Genomic DNA, 17974 nt, shown 5'->3' on the forward strand with positions numbered 1-17974 from the left:
AGATTAGGACGTGACCTAATTAGCGCGCCGCTTGCTGCAACTTCGCGTTTCCGCAGACCGGGCAATCCGGCTGCCGCGCGATCTTCATCGTGTTCCATTCCATGCGCAGCGAGTCGAGCATCATCAGCCGGCCCGCGAGGGTTTCGCCGAAGCCGCCGATCACGCGCAGCGCCTCCGCCGCCTGCATCGCGCCGATGATGCCGACGGTCGGCGCGAACACGCCCATCGTCGAGCACGCGACTTCCTCGAACGGCTGATCCGGCGGAAACACGCACGCATAGCAGGGCGAATCCGGCGCGCGGAAATCGAAGGTGCTGATCTGTCCGTCGAAGCGCAACGCCGCGCCCGACACGAGCGGCACGCCATGCGCGACGCAGGCCGCGTTGATCGCGTGGCGCGTCGCGAAGTTGTCGCTGCAATCGAGCACGACGGATGCGCGCGGCACGCTGGCGTCGAGCCATGCGGCGTCGGCGCGTACGTTGACCGCGATGACGTCGACACCGGGATTGAGCGCGTTCAAGGTCTCGCGCGCCGATTCCACCTTGAGCGTGCCGACCGCTTGCGTCATGTGCACGATCTGCCGCTGCAGATTCGTGAGATCGACGGTATCGGCGTCCACCAGCGTGATCCTGCCGACGCCTGCCGCCGCGAGATACATCGCCGCGGGCGCGCCGAGGCCGCCCGCGCCGATGATGATCGCGTGCGCGTCGAGAAAGCGCTGCTGCGCTTCGATGCCGATTTCATCGACGAGGATATGGCGGGAATAGCGGAGAAGTTGATCGTCGTTCATCGCGGAAAGAATCGGCTTGCTCGAACGAAGCATTCTAAGCGCGCAAAAGAGAAAAGGCTTCGCAACATCACGTTGCGAAGCCTTTTGCAGGACTACAGGAAGATTACTTCGACTGCTGCTGCGCGGTCGGCGACGAAGCCGGCTGCGCGCCCGACGCCGGCGCGGAACCCGGCGTGGCCGGCAACGCCGGAGGCGCCACGACCGGTGCCGAAGCCGAACGCGGCGGCTTGTTCTGCGCGAGCTTGCGTTCGCTGTACGACTTCGATTCGACGACCTGCTTGCCTTCGAGCTTGTTCAGACCCTGCTGGAGCATGAAGTCGTCCGCGCTGCCGAACTCGACCGGCTTTCGCTCGCGATCCTTGCGGCGTTGCTCGGGCGTCTTCTTGTCGTTCTGCTCTTCGAGAATGCGCAGTTGCTCCAGGCGATCCGCCTCGCGCGCCTCCTGCTCCTTCTTCTCGTTCGGGTCCTGCGTGTTGGCGAGGTGGTTCGAATAATCTACTTCGCGCGTGACGAGCGCGTCGTCCGGATCGCCGTCCGCGTATTGATCGACCGGAACGTCAGGACGCACGCCCTGGTTCTGGATCGACTTGCCGCTCGGCGTGTAGTAGTAGGCCGTCGTCAGGCGCAGCGCGGAGTCGGCGGTCATCGGGCGCACGGTCTGCACCGAGCCCTTGCCGAACGTCGTCTTGCCGACGATCAGCGCACGATGATGATCCTGCAGCGCGCCCGCGACGATCTCCGACGCCGACGCCGAGTACGCGTTGGTCAGCACGACCATCGGCACCTTCTTGAAGATTTCCGGCACGCTCTTCAGCGGATCGGAATCGAAGGACGGCAGACGGTAGTTGTCGTAGGTGTCGCGGAAAGTCTGCTTCGCGTCCGCGATCTGTCCATTGGTCGACACGACCACCGAGTTATCCGGCAGGAACGCGCCCGCGACACCGACCGCGCTTTGCAGCAGACCGCCGCCGTTGTTGCGCAGATCGAGCACGAGACCCTTCAGGTTCGGTTGCTGGCGCGCGAGATCCTGCAGCTTCGCGGCGAGATCAGGCACCGTGCGCTCCTGGAAGCTCGTGATGCGGATATAGCCGTAGCCCGGCTCCGGAACCTTCATCTTCACCGACTGCACGCGGATCACGGCGCGCGTGACGGTGAGCGGGAAGGTGCGGTCGTCGCTCTTGCGGAAGATCGTGAGCGTGACCTTGGTGCCCGGTTCGCCGCGCATCTGCTTGACCGCCTTGTCCAGCGTCATGCCGCGCACCGGCTTGTCATTGATGCGCGTGATGAGGTCGCCCGGACGGATGCCGGCGCGGAACGCGGGCGTGTCTTCGATCGGCGAAATCACCTTGATGAGCCCGTCTTCCGACGAGATTTCGATGCCGAGACCCGCGAAGCGACCCTTGGTCTGCTCCTGCAGCTCTTCGTAATCGGTCTTGTCGAGATACGACGAGTGCGGGTCGAGGCTCGACACCATGCCCTTGATGGCGGCGGTGAGGAGCTTTTTATCGTCGACCGGTTCGACGTATTCGTGCTTGATTTGCCCGAAAACTTCGGCGAAAAGCCGCAATTGTTCGAGCGGCAAGGGCGTGGAGGTGGATTGCTGTGCGGATGCGGAAATCTGCAACGTTGCGAGTACGCCGGCAGCAACGCCTGCGGCGACCAGGCCGAAATTTTTCAGGTTCTTTCGCATAAAGGGTGCGGTCGGAAGCGAATGGGCTGCATCGTAGGTGACGGGCCAGTATACCTGCTCGTCTTGATTGACGACTTAAACGCAACTTAAATGCCTGAGGCGTTGATGCCTCGCAGCGTAGGGTTGCGCACGTTTCAACGGGAATCTGTCGATGCCGCCGGCCAGCTGTCAGCCGCGCGTCATATGCGTCCAGCGCACTTTGCCGCGGTGCCATGGACGCACGAATCGGATCGCGGACCGGACCTCGCCCGGCCCGCGACGGGGCATCAGCCCGCCTTGCCCTGCTTGGCGACAGCGGCCTGCGCCGCCGCGATGGCTTCCGGATCGCCCAGGTAGTAGTGCTTGATGGGCTTCAGGTTTTCGTCGAGTTCATACACGAGCGGCACGCCGTTCGGGATGTTCAAGCCGACGATGTCCTGGTCGGAGATATTGTCCAGATACTTCACGAGCGCGCGGATCGAGTTGCCGTGCGCCGAAATCACGACCTGCTTGCCCGACTTGATGGCCGGCGCGATCGATTCGTTCCAGACCGGCAGCACGCGCGCGACGGTGTCCTTCAGGCACTCGGTCAGCGGCAACTGCTCGCGCGGCACCTTCGCGTAGCGCGGATCGTTGAAGGACGCGCGTTCGTCGTCCGGTTCGAGCGCGGGCGGCGGCGTGTCGTAGCTGCGGCGCCAGACCAGCACCTGATCGTCGCCGTACTTCTTCGCCGTTTCGGCCTTGTTGAGGCCCGCGAGCGCGCCGTAGTGGCGCTCGTTCAGACGCCACGAATGCACGACCGGGATGTACATCTGGTCCATCTCGTCCTGTACGTGCCACAGCGTGCGGATCGCGCGCTTGAGCACCGACGTGTAGGCGATGTCGAATTTATAGCCGGCTTCCTTCAGCAGCACGCCGGCCTGACGCGCCTCGCGGTTGCCCTGTTCGGTCAGGTCGACGTCTACCCAGCCGGTGAAGCGATTTTCCTTGTTCCACGTCGATTCGCCGTGGCGGATGAGCACTAGCTTGTACATGATGTCGGTCGGTCAGTTGGAAAAGCGGGTGTGCCGATCGCACCCTGTCGTCCTGCGCGTGCTGGCGGGGTGCCGCCATCGGCCGGACGGCAGAGGCCATCGCGGGAAACGGTTATTTTATAATGCCGCGATTGCCCTCATTTCCCTTTCTTCCTTTCCTACTAAATTTCGGCGGCCCTCGACGTGAAGTTTTTCACTGAATACACGAATATCGCACTTATCGTCATCGCGCTCGTTTCCGGCGCGCTGCTCCTGTGGCCCGCCATCATGCGGCGCGGGCGCGGCGGCATTTCCGCCGCCGAAGCCACCACGCTCATCAACCGGCGCAACGCCGTGGTCGTCGATCTGCGGCCGGCGGCGGAATTCGCGAAGGGCCATCTGCCTTCGGCGCGGAACATCGAACTGACGGAGCTTCCTGCAAAAATCGGCCAGATCGCGAAGAATAAGAGCAATCCGGTCGTGCTTGTATGCCAAACCGGTCAGGAATCGCAGCGCGCGAGCCGCACCGTGGCCGAGGCGGGTTACGCCGAGGTCCACGTTTTGCAGGGCGGAGTAGACGCCTGGCAAAAGGCAGGCATGCCGGTGGTGAAACAAGGAGCAGTCAAGTGAAGAAAGTCGTGATGTACAGCACGGTCGTGTGCCCGTATTGCCAGATGGCCGAACGTCTTTTAAAGTCCCGCGGGGTCGACGCGATCGAGAAGATCCTGATCGACCGTGAACCGGGCCGGCGCGAAGAAATGATGACGCGCACCGGACGGCGCACCGTGCCGCAGGTCTACATCGGCGAAACGCATGTCGGCGGCTACGACGATCTGTCCGCACTCGACCGCAAAGGCGGTCTCGTGCCGCTGCTCGAATCCGTCTGAAGATACACTTGTGGCGCGCGCCTCAACGTGAACCCCGCGCGCCGCACCTCGATTTACCTAGGAAATCACTATGTCCGACGATAACAACCAGCCGTTTTTCAACATCCAGCGCATCTACCTGAAGGACATGTCGCTCGAGCAGCCGAACTCGCCCGCGATCTTCCTCGAACAGGAAATGCCGTCGGTCGAAGTCGAAGTCGACGTGAAGGCGGACCGTCTCGCCGAAAGCGTCTTCGAAGTGCTGGTTACGGGCACCGTCACGGCGAAGGTCGCGGGCAAGGTCGCGTTTTTGATCGAAGCGAAGCAGGCAGGCATCTTCGATATCCGCAATATCCCGGCTGAACAAATCGATCCGCTCGTCGGCATCGCGTGCCCGACGATCCTGTTCCCGTACCTGCGCTCGAATATCGCGGACGCGATCACGCGCGCCGGTTTTCCGCCGATCCACCTCGCGGAAATCAACTTCCAGGCGCTGTACGAGCAGCGCATCGCCCAGCTCGCAGGCGCCCAGGAAGGCGCGGCGAACGGCGCGACGCACTAACGTTCCGACTCTGCCGGACCGGAGCCGAGCATGAAAGTAGCCGTTCTCGGCGCCGGCGCGTGGGGCACCGCACTTGCGGGCCACGTCGCGACCCGGCACGACACGAAGCTCTGGGCGCGCGACGCCGCGCTCATCGAATCCCTTTCCCGCACGCACGAAAACACGCGCTATCTCGCAGGCGTGGCGTTGCCGCACGCGCTCGAATACGAGGCGGATTTCACCGCCGCGCTCCAGCACGCAGCAGCGGACGACGCGTTGTGTGTCGTCGCGACGCCCGTTGCCGGTTTGCGCGCGCTGTGCCGTGCGATGCGGCAGGCCGGCGTCGTGCCGGCGCATATCGTCTGGCTGTGCAAAGGCTTCGAGGCGGACACGCAGTGTCTGCCCAATGAAGTCGTCGCGGCCGAATTGCCCGGGCATCGCAGCAACGGCACGCTGTCGGGCCCGAGCTTCGCGCGCGAAGTGGGGCGCGGCTTGCCGGTCGCGCTGACGGTCGCGAGCGCATCGGCGGAACTGGGCGCGCGCACCGTCGCGGCGTTCCATCACGGCGCGATGCGCATCTATACCGGCGACGACGTGATCGGCGTCGAAGTGGGCGGCGCGGTGAAGAACGTGCTCGCGATCGCAACCGGTATTTCCGATGGCCTCGGTCTCGGACTGAACGCGCGCGCGGCACTGATCACGCGCGGGCTCGCGGAAATGTCGCGGCTGGGCGTCGCGCTCGGCGGCCGCGCCGAGACGTTCACCGGGCTGACCGGGCTGGGCGACCTTATTCTCACCGCGACGGGCGATTTGTCGCGCAACCGCACCGTCGGCATGCAGCTCGCGAGCGGACGCACGCTCGACGAGATTCTCGCGGCGCTCGGCCATGTCGCGGAAGGCGTGCGTTGCGCGCGCGCGGTGCTCGGCATCGCGCAGGCGCGTGGCATCGAAGTGCCGATCACGCAGGCGGTGTGCCGCGTATTGTTCGATAACGTCGCGCCGCGCGACGCGGTTCAGGCGCTGCTCAGCCGGGACGCGAAGGCTGAGTAAGCGCGTCGTCGAATCGGAGGTGGGCGATGGTTCAGCTGGAAGCGCAAATCGTCGATATCACCACGCTCGAAGTCGATGCCATCGTCAACGCGGCAAACCAGTCGCTGCTGGGCGGCGGCGGGGTCGACGGCGCGATTCATCGCAAGGCGGGCAAAGGCCTGCTGCGCGAATGCGAAACGCTCGGCGGCTGCGAAACCGGCGATGCGAAAATTACCGGCGGCCACGGTCTGCCTACGAAGCACGTGATCCACGCGGTCGGTCCGCGCTGGAGCGGCGGCGGGAAAAACGAGCCTGAACTGCTCGCGCGTTGCTATCGGCGCTCGCTCGAACTCGCTCGGGAAGCCGGCTGCGTATCGATTGCGTTTCCCGCCATCAGTTGCGGTATCTACCATTTTCCGCCCGAGCAAGCCGTGAAGATCGCGGTGCGCACGGTCATCGAAACCCTGCCTTCGACGCCTGCCGTGCAGCGAGTCGTCTTCGCGTGCTTTCAGGACGACATGCTCGCGCTCTATCGCGCCGAGCTCGATGCTCAGGCGCCGCCTTCGAAACCCGCCTGACGCCACGCCTCGAACGTCACGATCGCCACCGTGTTCGACAGATTCAGGCTGCGGTTGCCGGGACGCATCGGCAGGCGCACGCGCTGTGCGGTCGGGAAATGCTCCAGCAACTCCGGCGCAAGGCCGCGCGTCTCCGCGCCGAACACGAACCAGTCGCCGGGCTGGAACGCGTGATCGAAGAACGGCGTCGAGCCGCGCGTCGTGAACGCGAACATGCGCGCGGCATCCGGCGCTTCCTTCGCGATGAAGGCATCCCAGTTCGCATGCACGTTCATTTCGGCGTACTCGTGATAGTCGAGGCCGGCGCGGCGCAGCTTCGCATCGTCGAGGGGAAAGCCGAGCGGCTCGATCAGATGCAGCCGCGCGCCCGTGTTCGCGCACAGGCGGATCACGTTGCCGGTGTTCGGCGGAATTTCGGGTTCGACGAGTACGACGTTGAACATGGATTGCTTGAAAAGTAGGTTGATCAATCTTTCGGCGTACGCAGCGCCACGAAATTCGTGACGCGCCGCGCGCCGGAGAGCTTGAGAGTTCGCGCGAGGGCGTCGAGCGTCGCGCCGGAAGTCATCACATCGTCGACGACGCCGACATGTTTGCCGCGCACGTCGCCCGAAATGGCGAACGCGCTCGCGACATTGCGGCGGCGCGTTTGCTGATCGAGCCGCGATTGCGCCGACGTATGCCGCACGCGAGCAACGATGGATGCATCGCCGCGCACGCTCATTCTGCGCGCAAGCGGCCGCGCGATGGCCCACGCCTGGTTGTAGCCGCGCGCCACGAGCCGCGCACGCGAAAGCGGCACCGGCACGATCACGTCCGGTACAGGCAGATCGCTGTCCTCGAACGCCGCATGCAAGTGCCGCGCGAATGTCTCGCCCGCAGCCAGCCGCGCGCGAAATTTCAGTTCGACGGCAAGTGTGTCGAGCGGCGCGCGGTAGTCGGCGAGCGCGAGGGTATCGTTGAACGCGGGCGGCGACGCGAGACACGCGGCGCAGTGCACGCGCACATCTTCGCGTTCGCGTCTCATGAGCGATGCCACCAGAGGCAACGCGCACGTCGCGCAACGCAGGCGCGGCTCGTTCCAGTACTGCGCGTCGCACGCCTCGCACAAAAGTTCTTGCGACAAATTGCCGCATAACGCGCACTGGCCCGGCAGCGCGCGACCGGCCAGCCGCTTCAGCGCCGACGCGATTGCGCGAGCGCGCGCCGCCGCGGGCGTTCGGAACGGAAGACAAAAGCGGTGGGCGTTCATGACGGCGAGATCGGAAAAATGACGGCTCGAAGCGCTAAACACGCGCAATCGTTGCGCCTCAGCGCGCGTTTATGCCTCGTATCAGCACTTCGCATGGGTTGTTTTCGAGACGACCGAGTATACTTCGCACTCTCCGCGAAAAGATCGACATGTCCCCGACACCCCCTAAAACTAGCCGTCCGGCCTATGATCCGCGCCACTTGCGCGAGATCTTCGACGGTCGCGCAGCCAGCTTCGACGAGGTCGCGTTCCTGCCGCGCGAAATCGCGCAGCGCATGCGCGAGCGGCTCGAATACATCAAGGTTGCGCCGATGCGCGTCCTCGATGCGGCGTGCGGCGTCGGTGCGGACCTGGGCGGTCTGCGGGAACGCTTTGCTGAGGCGTCGGTGACCGGTGTCGATATTTCGTCCGCGATGCTCGCGCGCGCCTGCGCCGCCGAAGCCGCGGACGCCGACAACGGCGCGGGCTGGCGTCGTTTTCTCCCGTCGACGCTCGCAAAGGCGTTCGGCGCGCGCGGCCCGCAACTCGCGCAGGCGGATTTTTCCGCGCTGCCGTTCGCGGCGGGCGCATTCGAATTGTTGTGGTCGAATCTCGCGCTGCACTGGCATGCGCGTCCCGACCTCGTTTTCCCTGAGTGGCAGCGCGTGCTGAAGGTAAATGGTCTGCTGATGTTCAGCACCTTCGGCCCCGACACCTTGCGCGAACTCAGAGCCGCGTACCGCGAAGCGGAGCGCACGCTCGGCCTCGCGCCCGAACCGCACGCGATCGATTTCGTCGACATGCACGATCTCGGCGACATGCTCGTGGAAAGCGGCTTCGAAATTCCGGTGATGGATCAGGAAGTCCTGACCATCACGTACAAGTCTCCCGAATCACTGTTCGCCGACGTGACGCGCTGGGGCGCGTATCCGTTCGAGCGCGCGTTCGAGGCGGGCCGTGCGGACGCGCGAGCCTTGCGTGGCGCGGTACACGGCGCGCTGGAAGCGCTGCGCCGCGACGACGGCACGATTCCGCTGACCTTCGAAGTGATCTACGGCCACGCATGGAAGGCGGTGCCGCGCATGACGGCCGAAGGACACGGCATCGTGCGTCTGGAAGACATCGGACGGGGCTCGAAACCGAAACGTTGAATCGGTAAAGAGGGCGGATGTTATGTCTGAAATTTGCGTGAAAAAAGCGCGCAAAAAGGTGCGTCAAAAAGGCGCAGAAGCTTGTGGCGCTTGGCTTTGCGAGGTTACGACCCTTGCTTGTGGATGCCCCTCAAGACGCCTATAATGCGTCAGTTTGTCGCCCGGGCTGACACAAATCTGGGCGAAATCCGAGCAAAAGTATGTGAATGCGTGCGGATCGATGGAGGCAGCGATGCAAGCCAGCCAGACGCTGACGGATTCCGAGCCGGTCATCAAGGACTGGCTGATGAAGCGAAACTGCTCGGTATCGCCACGTCAGTTCGTGGGCTTCTATCTGTCGCTCGCGTTGATTTCGCTGGCAATCGCAACGTCGCTGTTCCTGAACGGCGCCTGGCTGGTGCTGCCGTTCACCGGAGTCGAGTTGGCGGTCGTGGGTGTCGCGTTCGTGATTTACGCGCGCCATGCCGTCGACTACGAGCGAATCCGGTTGTATCAAAACCGGTTGTTGATCGAACAGATGAACGCCGAAGTGTTGACGCAGTTCGAGTTCAACCCGCGCTGGGTGCGGGTCGAAGCGGGCGCGACGCCGAGAGAGCCGCTCACGATCGTATCGCGCGGTCAATCGGTGAAAATCGGGCAACACCTTGCACAGCATCGTCGCAAACAATTTGCTGCCGAGTTACAGGCGTCGCTGCGACGCCTCTGAGAGGAGCCGGCAGGCGCGAGATGCCACGGGGGTCGAGGGTTTGAATGGAAAATTTGGGTAAGGATGCTATGAAAACAATCAAGCGAGCCCTCTCGGGCGTGCTGGCGGCAGGCGCACTGCTCACCGCCGGCGCTGCCCTGGCGGTCGAAAACAGTCCAGGCGGTCCCGCTGTCAACGAGATCAACTTCCAGCCGCCCGTGACGAAGATCGCCGAGGAGCTCTACGGCCTCCATATCTTCATGCTCATCATCTGTACCGTCATCTTCCTTGGCGTGTTCGGGGTGATGTTCTATTCGATGTTCATGCATCGCAAGTCGAAAGGCTTCAAGCCGGCCAACTTCCACGAAAGCACCACCGTCGAAATCATCTGGACGATCGCGCCGTTCGTCATCGTCATTCTGATGGCGCTGCCGGCGACCAAGGCCGTCGTCGCGATGAAGGACACCTCCAACGCCGATCTCACCGTCAAGGTCACCGGCTATCAGTGGAAATGGGGCTACGACTACGTGAAGGGGCCGGGCGAGGGCATCAACTTCCTCTCCACGCTCTCCACGCCGCGCAGCGAAGTAAACGGCCAGAAGCCGATCTCGACGCTGTATCTGCAGGAAGTCGACAACCCGCTCGTCGTGCCGGTCGACAAGAAGATCCGCGTGATCACCACGGCCAATGACGTCGTGCACTCGTGGTACGTCCCGGCGTTCGGCGTGAAGCAGGATGCGATTCCGGGCTTCGTGCGCGACACCTGGTTCAAGGCCGAGAAGGTGGGCACGTACCGCGGCTTCTGTACGGAACTGTGCGGCAAGGAGCACGCGTACATGCCGGTGGTCGTCGAAGTGCTGTCGGCTGACGACTACGCGAAGTGGGTCGACGCGCAAAAGAAGAAGATGGCCGCAGGCACCGACGATCCTCTCAAGACCTACACGAAGGATGAGCTGATGGCGCGCGGCCAGCAGGTCTACACGTCGAACTGCGCGGTCTGCCACCAGCCGACCGGCAAGGGCGCGGGCCAGTTCCCGGCGCTCGACGGCTCGAAGATCGCGCAGGGCTCGATCGCCGACCATCTGAATATCGTGCTGCACGGCAAGGCCGCGATGCCGCCGTGGCAAGGCGTGCTGAACGACGTCGAGATCGCATCGGTCGTCACGTTCGAGCGTAATAGCTGGAGCAATCACACGGGCGATCTGCTGCAACCGAAGCAAGTGATCGACGCCAAGGCGGGCAAGATGCCCGAGGGCGGCGGTGCTGCGGCGGCCGCACCGGCGCCCGCGGCGGCGAGCGCAGCGCCCGCGGCAGCCGAGGCGAGCGCGCCGGCCGCAGCATCGGGCGCCGATGCAGGCAGCGCGCCGCAAGCCGCCGGCCTGCCCGCCAGCATCTATTTCGAGACGGGCAAGGACACGCTGCCCGCCGACGCCAAAAGCGCGGTGGAAGCCGCCGCTGCCTACGCAAAGGCGCATCCGGACGCGAAGCTCTCTCTGTCCGGCTTCACCGATGCGACCGGCGGCGCAGACCTGAACGCCGAACTCGCCAAGAAGCGCGCGCAAGCGGTCCGCGACGCGCTGAAGGCAGCGGGCGTGCCGGAAGAGCGCATTGTGTTGAAGAAACCGGAAACCATCACCGGCGGCGCCGACAAGAAGGAAGCCCGTCGCGTGGAAATCAGTCCGGCTGCTTGACGTGCCGAGCGTGCGTCTTCCTTCGCCGCGAGGCAACGGAAGACCACGCGTCATTGCCAAGTGCCCCGAGTATTCGCTTTAGGAGATGATTGTCATGTCTAGCATCGGACACGATGTAGGCGCAGGTCACGACCACGCGCACGACCATGCGCACGAGACGCCGCATGGCTGGCGCCGGTGGCTCTTCGCCACCAACCACAAGGACATCGGTACGCTGTACCTGCTGTTCTCCTTCATCATGTTCCTCTCCGGAGGCGTGATGGCGCTCGGCATCCGTGCCGAGCTGTTCGAGCCGGGCCTGCAGATCATGCGCCCCGAGTTCTTCAATCAGCTGACCACCATGCACGGCCTCATCATGGTGTTCGGCGCGATCATGCCGGCGTTCGTCGGTTTCGCGAACTGGATGGTGCCGCTGCAGATCGGCGCATCGGACATGGCGTTCGCGCGGATGAACAACTTCAGCTTCTGGCTGCTGCCGGCCGCTGCGGTCTTGCTCGTCGGCTCGTTCTTCGCACCGGGCGGCGCCACCGCCGCGGGCTGGACGCTCTACGCGCCGCTCTCCACGCAGATGGGCCCGGGCATGGACTTCGCGATTTTCGCGGTCCACATCATGGGTGCGTCGTCGATCATGGGCGGCATCAACATCGTCGTGACGATCCTGAACATGCGCGCGCCGGGCATGACGCTCATGAAGATGCCGATGTTCGCGTGGACGTGGCTCATCACCGCGTACCTGCTGATCGCCGTGATGCCGGTTCTGGCGGGCGCGATCACGATGGTGCTGTTCGACCGCCACTTCGGCACGTCGTTCTTCAACGCGGCGGGCGGCGGCGATCCGGTGATGTACCAGCACATCTTCTGGTTCTTCGGTCACCCCGAGGTGTACATCATGATCTTGCCGGCGTTCGGGATCGTGTCGCAGGTGATTCCGGCGTTCTCGCGCAAGCCGCTGTTCGGCTATAGCTCGATGGTGTACGCAACCGCATCGATCGCGATTCTGTCGTTCATGGTGTGGGCGCACCACATGTTCGCGACCGGCATGCCGGTGACGGGCCAGTTGTTCTTCATGTACGCGACCATGCTGATCGCGGTCCCGACGGGCGTGAAGGTGTTCAACTGGGTGGCGACGATGTGGCGCGGCGCACTCTCGTTCGAAACCCCGATGCTCTTCGCAATCGGCTTCCTGTTCGTGTTCACGATGGGCGGCTTCACGGGCCTGATCCTCTCGATGGCGCCGCTCGACATCCAGATGCACGGCACCTATTACGTGGTGGCGCACTTCCACTACGTGCTGGTGGCGGGATCGCTCTTCGCGCTGTTCTCGGGCTGGTACTACTGGGCGCCGAAGTGGACGGGCTGGATGTACAACGAAATGCGCGGGAAGATCCACTTCTGGGCGTCGATGATCTTCTTCAACATCACGTTCTTCCCGATGCACTTCCTGGGTCTCGCGGGCATGCCGCGCCGCTATGCGGACTACCCGGCGCAGTTCACCGACTTCAACCAGGTCGCGACCATCGGCGCATTCGGCTTCGGCCTCGCGCAGGTCTACTTCCTGTTCGCAGTCGCGCTGCCGGCGTATCGCGGCGGCGGCGAACTCGAAAAGGCGTCCGACAAGCCGTGGGATGGCGCGGAAGGCCTCGAATGGACCGTGCCGAGCCCGGCGCCGTTCCATACGTTCGAGCATCCGCCGACGGTTGAATAAGCAGTTTGTCCGGTTCGCGGGGCTTCCCCAGGGATGTCCCGCGAACGAAAAAGTCAGGAAAGCATGGCCCCGAATCCACAAAAAAGACGCACGCCCGAGGAAATCCGCGCGGGCAACAAGCGGCTCGGTTTGATCATGATGTTGATTGCCGCCGTCTTCTTTCTGGGTATCGTCGTCAGGCAATACCTGTTGTCGCGAGGGTAGGAAAGCAACGTGTCCACTCAGCAGGAAAATTCGCACGTCGACCGGTCGTTCAACCGGTCGATGCTGATCAAGCTCTTTGTCGTGGCCGCGCTGATGTTCGGCTTCGGCTTCGCGCTCGTGCCGATGTACAAGGCGATCTGCGAGATCACCGGCATCAACAATCTCGTGCAGCGCGATGTCGGCGCGCGCGAGGCGAAGAACACGCAAGTCGACATGAGCCGCACGATCTCGATCGAATTCGATGCGAACGCGCGCGGCCCGTTGCAGTTCAAGCCGGAGCAGCACAGTCTCGACCTGCACCCCGGCGAAGTCATGACGGTGATGTACGAGGTGACCAACCAGCAGAATCGCACGGTGAACGCCCAGGCGATCCCGAGCTACGCGCCGAAGCAGGCCACCGAGTATTTCCGGAAGATCGAATGCTTCTGTTTCACGCAGCAGACGCTGGCGCCGAACGAAACCAGGCGCATGCCGGTGGTGTTCGTCGTCGATCCGAAGCTGCCGAAGGATGTGAAGACGATCACGCTGTCGTACACCTTCTTCGAGCTGAACGCGCCGAAGTCGGTGGCGAAGGGTTCGTGACGGCCATGGGCGCGGACTCGCCGAACAAGAGCGGTTTTCTCAGGCTCGTGAAGGCGGTGTTCTGGTCGTTTTTCGGCGTGCGCCGCCGCGCGGACCTGGAAAGCGATGCGGCGCAGTTGAACCCGTTGCATCTGATCGCGGCGGGCGTCATCGGCGCGGTGCTGTTCATCGTCGTGTTGCTGCTGATCGTGCGCGCAGTAGTGGGATAGACGGAAAACGCCGGGCGTGTCGTGGGTCGGACGCGCGGCGTTAAAAGAAAATTCAAGCAACTGGATCGAAGTGGAGAATTCAACAATGAGCGGTCAAAACGAGAGCCCGTACTATTTCGTGCCGCATCCGTCGCGGCATCCGGTGATGGCTGCCACCGGCTTGCTGGTCATGCTGGCGTCGCTGGCATCGTGGATCAACGGTCATTCCTTCGGGCCGGTCGGCACGTTCATCGGTCTGCTGTTCGTGTTGTTCGTGCTGTGGCACTGGTTCGGCGACGCGATCTCGGAATCCGAAGGCGGCATGTACGGCAAGCGCGTCGACGTGTCGTACCGCTGGAGCATGAGCTGGTTCATCTTCTCCGAAGTGATGTTCTTCGCGGCGTTCTTCGGCGCGCTCTTCTATGCGCGCGCCATCGCGATGCATGAACTCGGCAGCCTCGACTACAAGCTGATCTGGCCGGACTTCTCCGCCGTATGGCCGAACAACGGTCCCGCCGCGCTCGTGCCGCACTTCCGCGCGATGGTGCCGTGGCCCCTGCCGACCATCAATACCGCGCTGCTGCTGTCCTCCGGCGCGACGCTGACGGTGGCGCACCACGCGCTGCGCGAAGATCATCGCAGGAAGGCGATCATCTGGCTGGGCGCGACCGTGCTCCTCGGCATCATCTTTCTGTTCTGCCAGGGCTACGAGTATTTCCACGCGTACAACGAACTGAACCTGACGCTCTCTTCCGGCGTGTATGGCTCGACGTTCTTCCTGCTGACCGGCTTCCACGGCTTTCACGTGTTCCTGGGCGGCACGATGCTGGCCGTGGTGATGTTTCGCCTGATCCGCGGGCACTTCACGGCGGATCACCACTTCGCCTTCGAAGGTGCGGCGTGGTACTGGCACTTCGTCGACGTCGTGTGGCTGGGGCTGTACGTCGTCGTCTACTGGCTGTAAGCGGATTGACCAGGCGGACGAGCGCGATGCGCCGTCCGTGGTCCGAGAGCAAAGAAGCAGTGACCAACACGCCGCCCTCGATGTTTCAAGGGGCGGCGTGTTCGTTTCAGGGACGTCGAACGGCCTGCCGCGCCGCGACAATTCGTCTCGTAGGGAAGAACCCGCGCGGCGGGTTATCGTCCGAGCGGAATGCCCGTCGATTGAATCCAGCCCATCCAGTGCGCGAACAGGATGAAGAGGAAGAGGGAAATGGACAGCCCGACGCGCGCGGCGAGCGACCACACCATCCGCTTCGTCCTGCCCCGGTCGGTCATCATGAAGTAGAGCGCCGAACCCAGGCTGCCGATGATAAGGATGAATGCGATAGCAACGATGATGTGCATGAAACCAGCCAGCGTGTTTGCTCAGGAACCGCAGTGAGCAAGTTTGATTTGAACCATCTCATTATCTCACTCGATGGATCGCGCCGTGCAGCGCCGAAACGCATGCCGACAGTAAGGGTCGCGGCATGAAGATTCGTTTCTGGCCCGCGCTCGTCATCCTGATCGTCGTCGCCGTGACCGTGCGTCTCGGCTTCTGGCAGCGCGATCGCGCGCATCAGAAGGAAGCGCTCAATGCGCAGATCGTGGCGTTCGAGAACGCGCCCGCGCGGGAAATCGGCGTGGAGCCGCTGCCGCTCAAGTCGATCGAATTTCATCGCGTGGAAGCGCGGGGCGAGTTCCTGCCGGAGCGGGTCGTGTATCTGGACAATCGTCCGTATAACGACCAGCCAGGCTTTTATGTCGTGATGCCGCTTAAACTCGAGGGCGGCGGCTACGTGCTCGTGAATCGCGGATGGCTGCCGCGCAACATGGCGGACCGTACGGGCATCGAGCCGTATGAGACGCCGAAGGGTGTCGTCGAGGTGAAAGGCATCGCGCGGGCGAACGCGTCGCAGGCGTTCGAACTGGGCAGCGGCGGATCGGCGGCGCACAAGGAGATCCGGCAGAACCTGGATATCCGGTCGTACTCCGCCGAAACCGGGCTCGCATTTCAGCCGTTCGTGATTCAGCAGACGAACGACACCGGCGACAAGCTCGTGCGCGACTGGCCCGCGCCGACGCTCGGCGTCGATCGCAATTACGGCTACATGTTCCAGTGGTGGGGCATGGCGGCCGCGGCCATCGCGTTCGGCCTGTATGCCGCGCGCCGCGCCGCGAAGAAGGGCGAAGATCGCGAAGATCGCGACGACGAAGCCGAACACCACGCCTGATACACCGACGCGCGCACGCCGCGCGCGATCGAACAGAACCGGGACACGTTTTTACCGATGCAATCACAACGCTCCACCGCCGCCGACAAGACTGGCACGCGGCAACGAACCGCCTCGAAAGGCTCCTGGATCAGCGGACGCTGGATGCTGCTGCTGCTCGCGCTCGTCTGCGCTGCGCCGGTGATCGCGTCGTACCTGATGTACTACGTCTTCAAGCCGGCGGGCGGCACGTCGAGCTACGGCGCGCTGATCGACCCGCAACGCCCGATTCCCGCGCAACTCGCCGTCACCGACGAGAAAGGGCAGAGCCTGCCGCTCAAGTCGCTCGAAGGCAAGTGGCTGATGGTCATCGTCAACGGCAGCGATTGCGACGAACAGTGCGCGACGCGTCTCTACTTCATGCGCCAGGTGCGCGCGTTGCAGTCGGGCGAGCGCGAGCGCGTAGTGAACGTCTGGCTGCGCACCGATGACAAGCCGGTCGCCGACGTCATCAAGACCGCGTATCCGCAGCCCGACACCCGCATGCTCGTCGCCGACGAGAAGGCGATCGCCGCGTGGCTGCCCGTCGACGACGGCACGAAACTCACGGATCACATCTTTCTCGTCGATCCGAACGGCAATCTGATGATGCGTTTCCCGAAGAATCCCGATCCGAAGAAGATCAACGCGGATGTGGCGAAGCTTCTGAAGTGGTCGCGCATTGGCTGAAGGCAGGGTAGAAACACATGTTCTTATTGCAACTCGGTCTGATCGGCATCTGCATCGCGCTGCTGCCGATGTCATACGTCTGGGTCAAGGCCGATGACGACAAATTCAGGAAACTCGTCTGGCTGACGACCTTTCTGACGCTCGATCTCATCATGTTCGGCGGCTTCACGCGCCTGACCGATTCCGGCCTCGGCTGCCCGGACTGGCCGGGTTGCTACGGCACGTCGTCGCCGTTCATCGCGCACGCGCAGATCACCGCCGCCTATCAGGCGATGCCGACCGGCCCCGTCAGCCTGATGAAGGCGTGGATCGAGATGCTGCACCGCTATTTCGCGATGGCGATCGGCGTGCTGATCATCGCGCAGGTGATCATCGCGTGGACCGCGCGTGTGAAGAAGCGTCCGCTGCATGTGTCGCCGTGGTGGCCGACCGGCATACTGCTGCTCATCCTGCTGCAAGGCGCGTTCGGCGCGTGGACCGTCACGCTGAAGCTGCAACCCGTGATCGTCACCACGCACCTGCTGCTCGGGCTTGCGTTGCTCGGCGTGCTCGGCTGGCTCGCCGCGCGCATGACGCCGATTCCATCGCTGGACTCCGCCGCCGCGCGCTGGATGCCCGCCGCGGTGTTCGGCTTGCTGCTGCTCGTCGTGCAGATCGCGCTCGGCGGCTGGGTCAGCACGAACTACGCGGTGCTGGCGTGCACGGACTTCCCGCTGTGCAACGGCCAATGGGTTCCGCCGATGAACTTCGAACACGGCTTCCACCTGTGGCGCGCGCTCGGCATGACCGGCGACGGCGACGTGATCTCGCAGGACGCGCTCGTCGCGATCCACTGGACGCATCGAACGTTCGCGGTCGCAGTCGTCCTGTATCTGCTCTGGCTCGCCTCGCGGCTGCGACGATTCGAATCGCTGCGAAGACCCGCAAACGGGGTATTGTTGATGATCGTGATCCAGTTCCTGACGGGCATGTCCAACATCGTGCTGCAATGGCCGCTGCCGGTCGCCGTGGCGCACAACGGCGGGGCCGCGATCCTGTTGCTGCTACTCGTTATGCTAAACTTTCGAATCTCTTCCAGCCGTCCCGGCCGCGCCGCAGTTCCTGCGCGCGACGTCGTTTCAGCGTGA

The 17974-nt window shown here is 63.6% G+C and carries 22 protein-coding genes; 16 read left to right on the forward strand and 6 right to left on the reverse strand.

Features of this window, described 5'->3' with window-relative positions; translation table 11 throughout:
• Positions 1–19: 19 nt before the first annotated feature.
• From AWB80_RS00360 to gpmA, 3 genes are all read right to left on the reverse strand, one after another.
• Positions 20–790: a HesA/MoeB/ThiF family protein gene (locus tag AWB80_RS00360; RefSeq protein WP_061173062.1), complete on the reverse strand. Its 771-nt coding sequence runs from the start codon at positions 788–790 to the stop codon at positions 20–22.
• A gap of 103 nt (positions 791–893) precedes the next feature.
• Entirely contained in the window at positions 894–2480 is a 1587-nt protein-coding gene (locus AWB80_RS00365; protein ID WP_061172666.1) for a S41 family peptidase, read from the reverse strand.
• A 266-nt stretch (positions 2481–2746) separates the two neighbouring features.
• Positions 2747–3493: a 2,3-diphosphoglycerate-dependent phosphoglycerate mutase gene (gene gpmA, locus AWB80_RS00370; RefSeq protein WP_061172667.1), complete on the reverse strand. Its 747-nt coding sequence runs from the start codon at positions 3491–3493 to the stop codon at positions 2747–2749.
• Positions 3494–3676: 183 nt separating this feature from the next.
• Here gpmA and AWB80_RS00375 point away from each other — a divergent pair, with 183 nt between their 5' ends.
• The 5 genes from AWB80_RS00375 (at position 3677) to AWB80_RS00395 (ending at position 6486) form a co-directional block, all read left to right on the forward strand.
• Positions 3677–4102: a rhodanese-like domain-containing protein gene (locus AWB80_RS00375; RefSeq protein ID WP_061172668.1), complete on the forward strand. Its 426-nt coding sequence runs from the start codon at positions 3677–3679 to the stop codon at positions 4100–4102.
• Positions 4099–4359 (forward strand): glutaredoxin 3, encoded by a 261-nt coding sequence (gene grxC, locus AWB80_RS00380; RefSeq protein ID WP_061172669.1) that lies wholly within the window; start codon positions 4099–4101, stop codon positions 4357–4359. The genes AWB80_RS00375 and grxC overlap by 4 nt, the downstream gene beginning before the upstream one ends.
• A 70-nt stretch (positions 4360–4429) precedes the next feature.
• Complete coding sequence (secB, locus tag AWB80_RS00385) at positions 4430–4900, forward strand: protein-export chaperone SecB (protein WP_061172670.1); 471 nt, start codon at positions 4430–4432, stop codon at positions 4898–4900.
• A gap of 30 nt (positions 4901–4930) precedes the next feature.
• Positions 4931–5929 (forward strand): NAD(P)H-dependent glycerol-3-phosphate dehydrogenase, encoded by a 999-nt coding sequence (locus AWB80_RS00390; RefSeq protein WP_061172671.1) that lies wholly within the window; start codon positions 4931–4933, stop codon positions 5927–5929.
• 26 nt (positions 5930–5955) lie between these two features.
• Positions 5956–6486 (forward strand): O-acetyl-ADP-ribose deacetylase, encoded by a 531-nt coding sequence (locus tag AWB80_RS00395; RefSeq protein ID WP_061172672.1) that lies wholly within the window; start codon positions 5956–5958, stop codon positions 6484–6486.
• Here AWB80_RS00395 and trmL read toward each other — a convergent pair.
• Both trmL and AWB80_RS00405 read right to left on the reverse strand, forming a co-directional pair.
• Complete coding sequence (trmL, locus tag AWB80_RS00400; protein WP_061172673.1) at positions 6459–6929, reverse strand: tRNA (uridine(34)/cytosine(34)/5-carboxymethylaminomethyluridine(34)-2'-O)-methyltransferase TrmL; 471 nt, start codon at positions 6927–6929, stop codon at positions 6459–6461. The two genes, AWB80_RS00395 and trmL, sit on opposite strands and share 28 nt — an antisense overlap.
• A gap of 23 nt (positions 6930–6952) precedes the next feature.
• Positions 6953–7738: a ComF family protein gene (locus AWB80_RS00405; protein ID WP_061172674.1), complete on the reverse strand. Its 786-nt coding sequence runs from the start codon at positions 7736–7738 to the stop codon at positions 6953–6955.
• A 149-nt stretch (positions 7739–7887) separates the two neighbouring features.
• On the opposite strand from AWB80_RS00405, the gene AWB80_RS00410 reads away from it, so the two are divergent.
• From AWB80_RS00410 to AWB80_RS00445, 8 genes are all read left to right on the forward strand, one after another.
• Complete coding sequence (locus AWB80_RS00410) at positions 7888–8868, forward strand: methyltransferase domain-containing protein (protein WP_061172675.1); 981 nt, start codon at positions 7888–7890, stop codon at positions 8866–8868.
• A 232-nt stretch (positions 8869–9100) separates the two neighbouring features.
• Entirely contained in the window at positions 9101–9574 is a 474-nt protein-coding gene (locus tag AWB80_RS00415) for a DUF2244 domain-containing protein (RefSeq protein ID WP_061172676.1), read from the forward strand.
• Positions 9575–9618: 44 nt separating this feature from the next.
• Positions 9619–11244 (forward strand): cytochrome c oxidase subunit II, encoded by a 1626-nt coding sequence (coxB, locus tag AWB80_RS00420; protein ID WP_061172677.1) that lies wholly within the window; start codon positions 9619–9621, stop codon positions 11242–11244.
• Positions 11245–11338: 94 nt separating this feature from the next.
• Positions 11339–12949: a cytochrome c oxidase subunit I gene (ctaD, locus tag AWB80_RS00425; protein WP_061173063.1), complete on the forward strand. Its 1611-nt coding sequence runs from the start codon at positions 11339–11341 to the stop codon at positions 12947–12949.
• A 63-nt stretch (positions 12950–13012) separates the two neighbouring features.
• Complete coding sequence (locus AWB80_RS44295) at positions 13013–13153, forward strand: cytochrome oxidase small assembly protein (protein ID WP_087130905.1); 141 nt, start codon at positions 13013–13015, stop codon at positions 13151–13153.
• 9 nt (positions 13154–13162) lie between these two features.
• Entirely contained in the window at positions 13163–13735 is a 573-nt protein-coding gene (locus AWB80_RS00435) for a cytochrome c oxidase assembly protein (protein ID WP_061172678.1), read from the forward strand.
• Positions 13736–13740: 5 nt separating this feature from the next.
• On the forward strand, positions 13741–13944 hold the full coding sequence (locus AWB80_RS00440) for a DUF2970 domain-containing protein (protein ID WP_061173064.1): 204 nt from the start codon (positions 13741–13743) through the stop codon (positions 13942–13944).
• An 85-nt stretch (positions 13945–14029) separates the two neighbouring features.
• Positions 14030–14887, forward strand: a complete 858-nt coding sequence (locus AWB80_RS00445; RefSeq protein ID WP_061172679.1) for a cytochrome c oxidase subunit 3 — start codon at positions 14030–14032, stop codon at positions 14885–14887.
• 173 nt (positions 14888–15060) lie between these two features.
• On the opposite strand, the gene AWB80_RS00450 is transcribed toward AWB80_RS00445, so the two are convergent.
• Positions 15061–15270, reverse strand: a complete 210-nt coding sequence (locus AWB80_RS00450; RefSeq protein WP_061172680.1) for a twin transmembrane helix small protein — start codon at positions 15268–15270, stop codon at positions 15061–15063.
• A 125-nt stretch (positions 15271–15395) separates the two neighbouring features.
• Here AWB80_RS00450 and AWB80_RS00455 point away from each other — a divergent pair, with 125 nt between their 5' ends.
• Genes AWB80_RS00455 through AWB80_RS00465 form a run of 3 tightly spaced genes read left to right on the forward strand, consistent with a single transcriptional unit; the run spans position 15396 to position 17974 of the window.
• Positions 15396–16139 (forward strand): SURF1 family protein, encoded by a 744-nt coding sequence (locus tag AWB80_RS00455; RefSeq protein WP_061172681.1) that lies wholly within the window; start codon positions 15396–15398, stop codon positions 16137–16139.
• A gap of 57 nt (positions 16140–16196) precedes the next feature.
• Positions 16197–16847 (forward strand): SCO family protein, encoded by a 651-nt coding sequence (locus tag AWB80_RS00460; protein WP_061172682.1) that lies wholly within the window; start codon positions 16197–16199, stop codon positions 16845–16847.
• 17 nt (positions 16848–16864) lie between these two features.
• Positions 16865–17974: a COX15/CtaA family protein gene (locus AWB80_RS00465; RefSeq protein WP_061172683.1), complete on the forward strand. Its 1110-nt coding sequence runs from the start codon at positions 16865–16867 to the stop codon at positions 17972–17974.

The sequence above is a fragment of the Caballeronia pedi genome, from assembly GCF_001544915.2.
GTDB classification, from domain to species: Bacteria; Pseudomonadota; Gammaproteobacteria; order Burkholderiales; family Burkholderiaceae; genus Caballeronia; species Caballeronia pedi.

Coding starts and splice junctions, on each gene's coding strand:
- trmL (WP_061172673.1), bottom strand. CDS start 6,929: ATGTTCAACGTCGTACTCGTCGAACCCGAAATTCCGCCGAACACCGGC.
- AWB80_RS00445 (WP_061172679.1), top strand. CDS start 14,030: ATGAGCGGTCAAAACGAGAGCCCGTACTATTTCGTGCCGCATCCGTCG.
- AWB80_RS00450 (WP_061172680.1), bottom strand. CDS start 15,270: ATGCACATCATCGTTGCTATCGCATTCATCCTTATCATCGGCAGCCTG.
- ctaD (WP_061173063.1), top strand. CDS start 11,339: ATGTCTAGCATCGGACACGATGTAGGCGCAGGTCACGACCACGCGCAC.
- AWB80_RS00465 (WP_061172683.1), top strand. CDS start 16,865: ATGTTCTTATTGCAACTCGGTCTGATCGGCATCTGCATCGCGCTGCTG.
- AWB80_RS00390 (WP_061172671.1), top strand. CDS start 4,931: ATGAAAGTAGCCGTTCTCGGCGCCGGCGCGTGGGGCACCGCACTTGCG.
- AWB80_RS00405 (WP_061172674.1), bottom strand. CDS start 7,738: ATGAACGCCCACCGCTTTTGTCTTCCGTTCCGAACGCCCGCGGCGGCG.
- AWB80_RS00415 (WP_061172676.1), top strand. CDS start 9,101: ATGCAAGCCAGCCAGACGCTGACGGATTCCGAGCCGGTCATCAAGGAC.
- AWB80_RS00360 (WP_061173062.1), bottom strand. CDS start 790: ATGAACGACGATCAACTTCTCCGCTATTCCCGCCATATCCTCGTCGAT.
- AWB80_RS00410 (WP_061172675.1), top strand. CDS start 7,888: ATGTCCCCGACACCCCCTAAAACTAGCCGTCCGGCCTATGATCCGCGC.
- AWB80_RS44295 (WP_087130905.1), top strand. CDS start 13,013: ATGGCCCCGAATCCACAAAAAAGACGCACGCCCGAGGAAATCCGCGCG.
- AWB80_RS00455 (WP_061172681.1), top strand. CDS start 15,396: ATGAAGATTCGTTTCTGGCCCGCGCTCGTCATCCTGATCGTCGTCGCC.
- gpmA (WP_061172667.1), bottom strand. CDS start 3,493: ATGTACAAGCTAGTGCTCATCCGCCACGGCGAATCGACGTGGAACAAG.
- coxB (WP_061172677.1), top strand. CDS start 9,619: ATGGAAAATTTGGGTAAGGATGCTATGAAAACAATCAAGCGAGCCCTC.
- AWB80_RS00365 (WP_061172666.1), bottom strand. CDS start 2,480: ATGCGAAAGAACCTGAAAAATTTCGGCCTGGTCGCCGCAGGCGTTGCT.
- AWB80_RS00460 (WP_061172682.1), top strand. CDS start 16,197: ATGCAATCACAACGCTCCACCGCCGCCGACAAGACTGGCACGCGGCAA.
- AWB80_RS00395 (WP_061172672.1), top strand. CDS start 5,956: ATGGTTCAGCTGGAAGCGCAAATCGTCGATATCACCACGCTCGAAGTC.
- secB (WP_061172670.1), top strand. CDS start 4,430: ATGTCCGACGATAACAACCAGCCGTTTTTCAACATCCAGCGCATCTAC.
- AWB80_RS00440 (WP_061173064.1), top strand. CDS start 13,741: ATGGGCGCGGACTCGCCGAACAAGAGCGGTTTTCTCAGGCTCGTGAAG.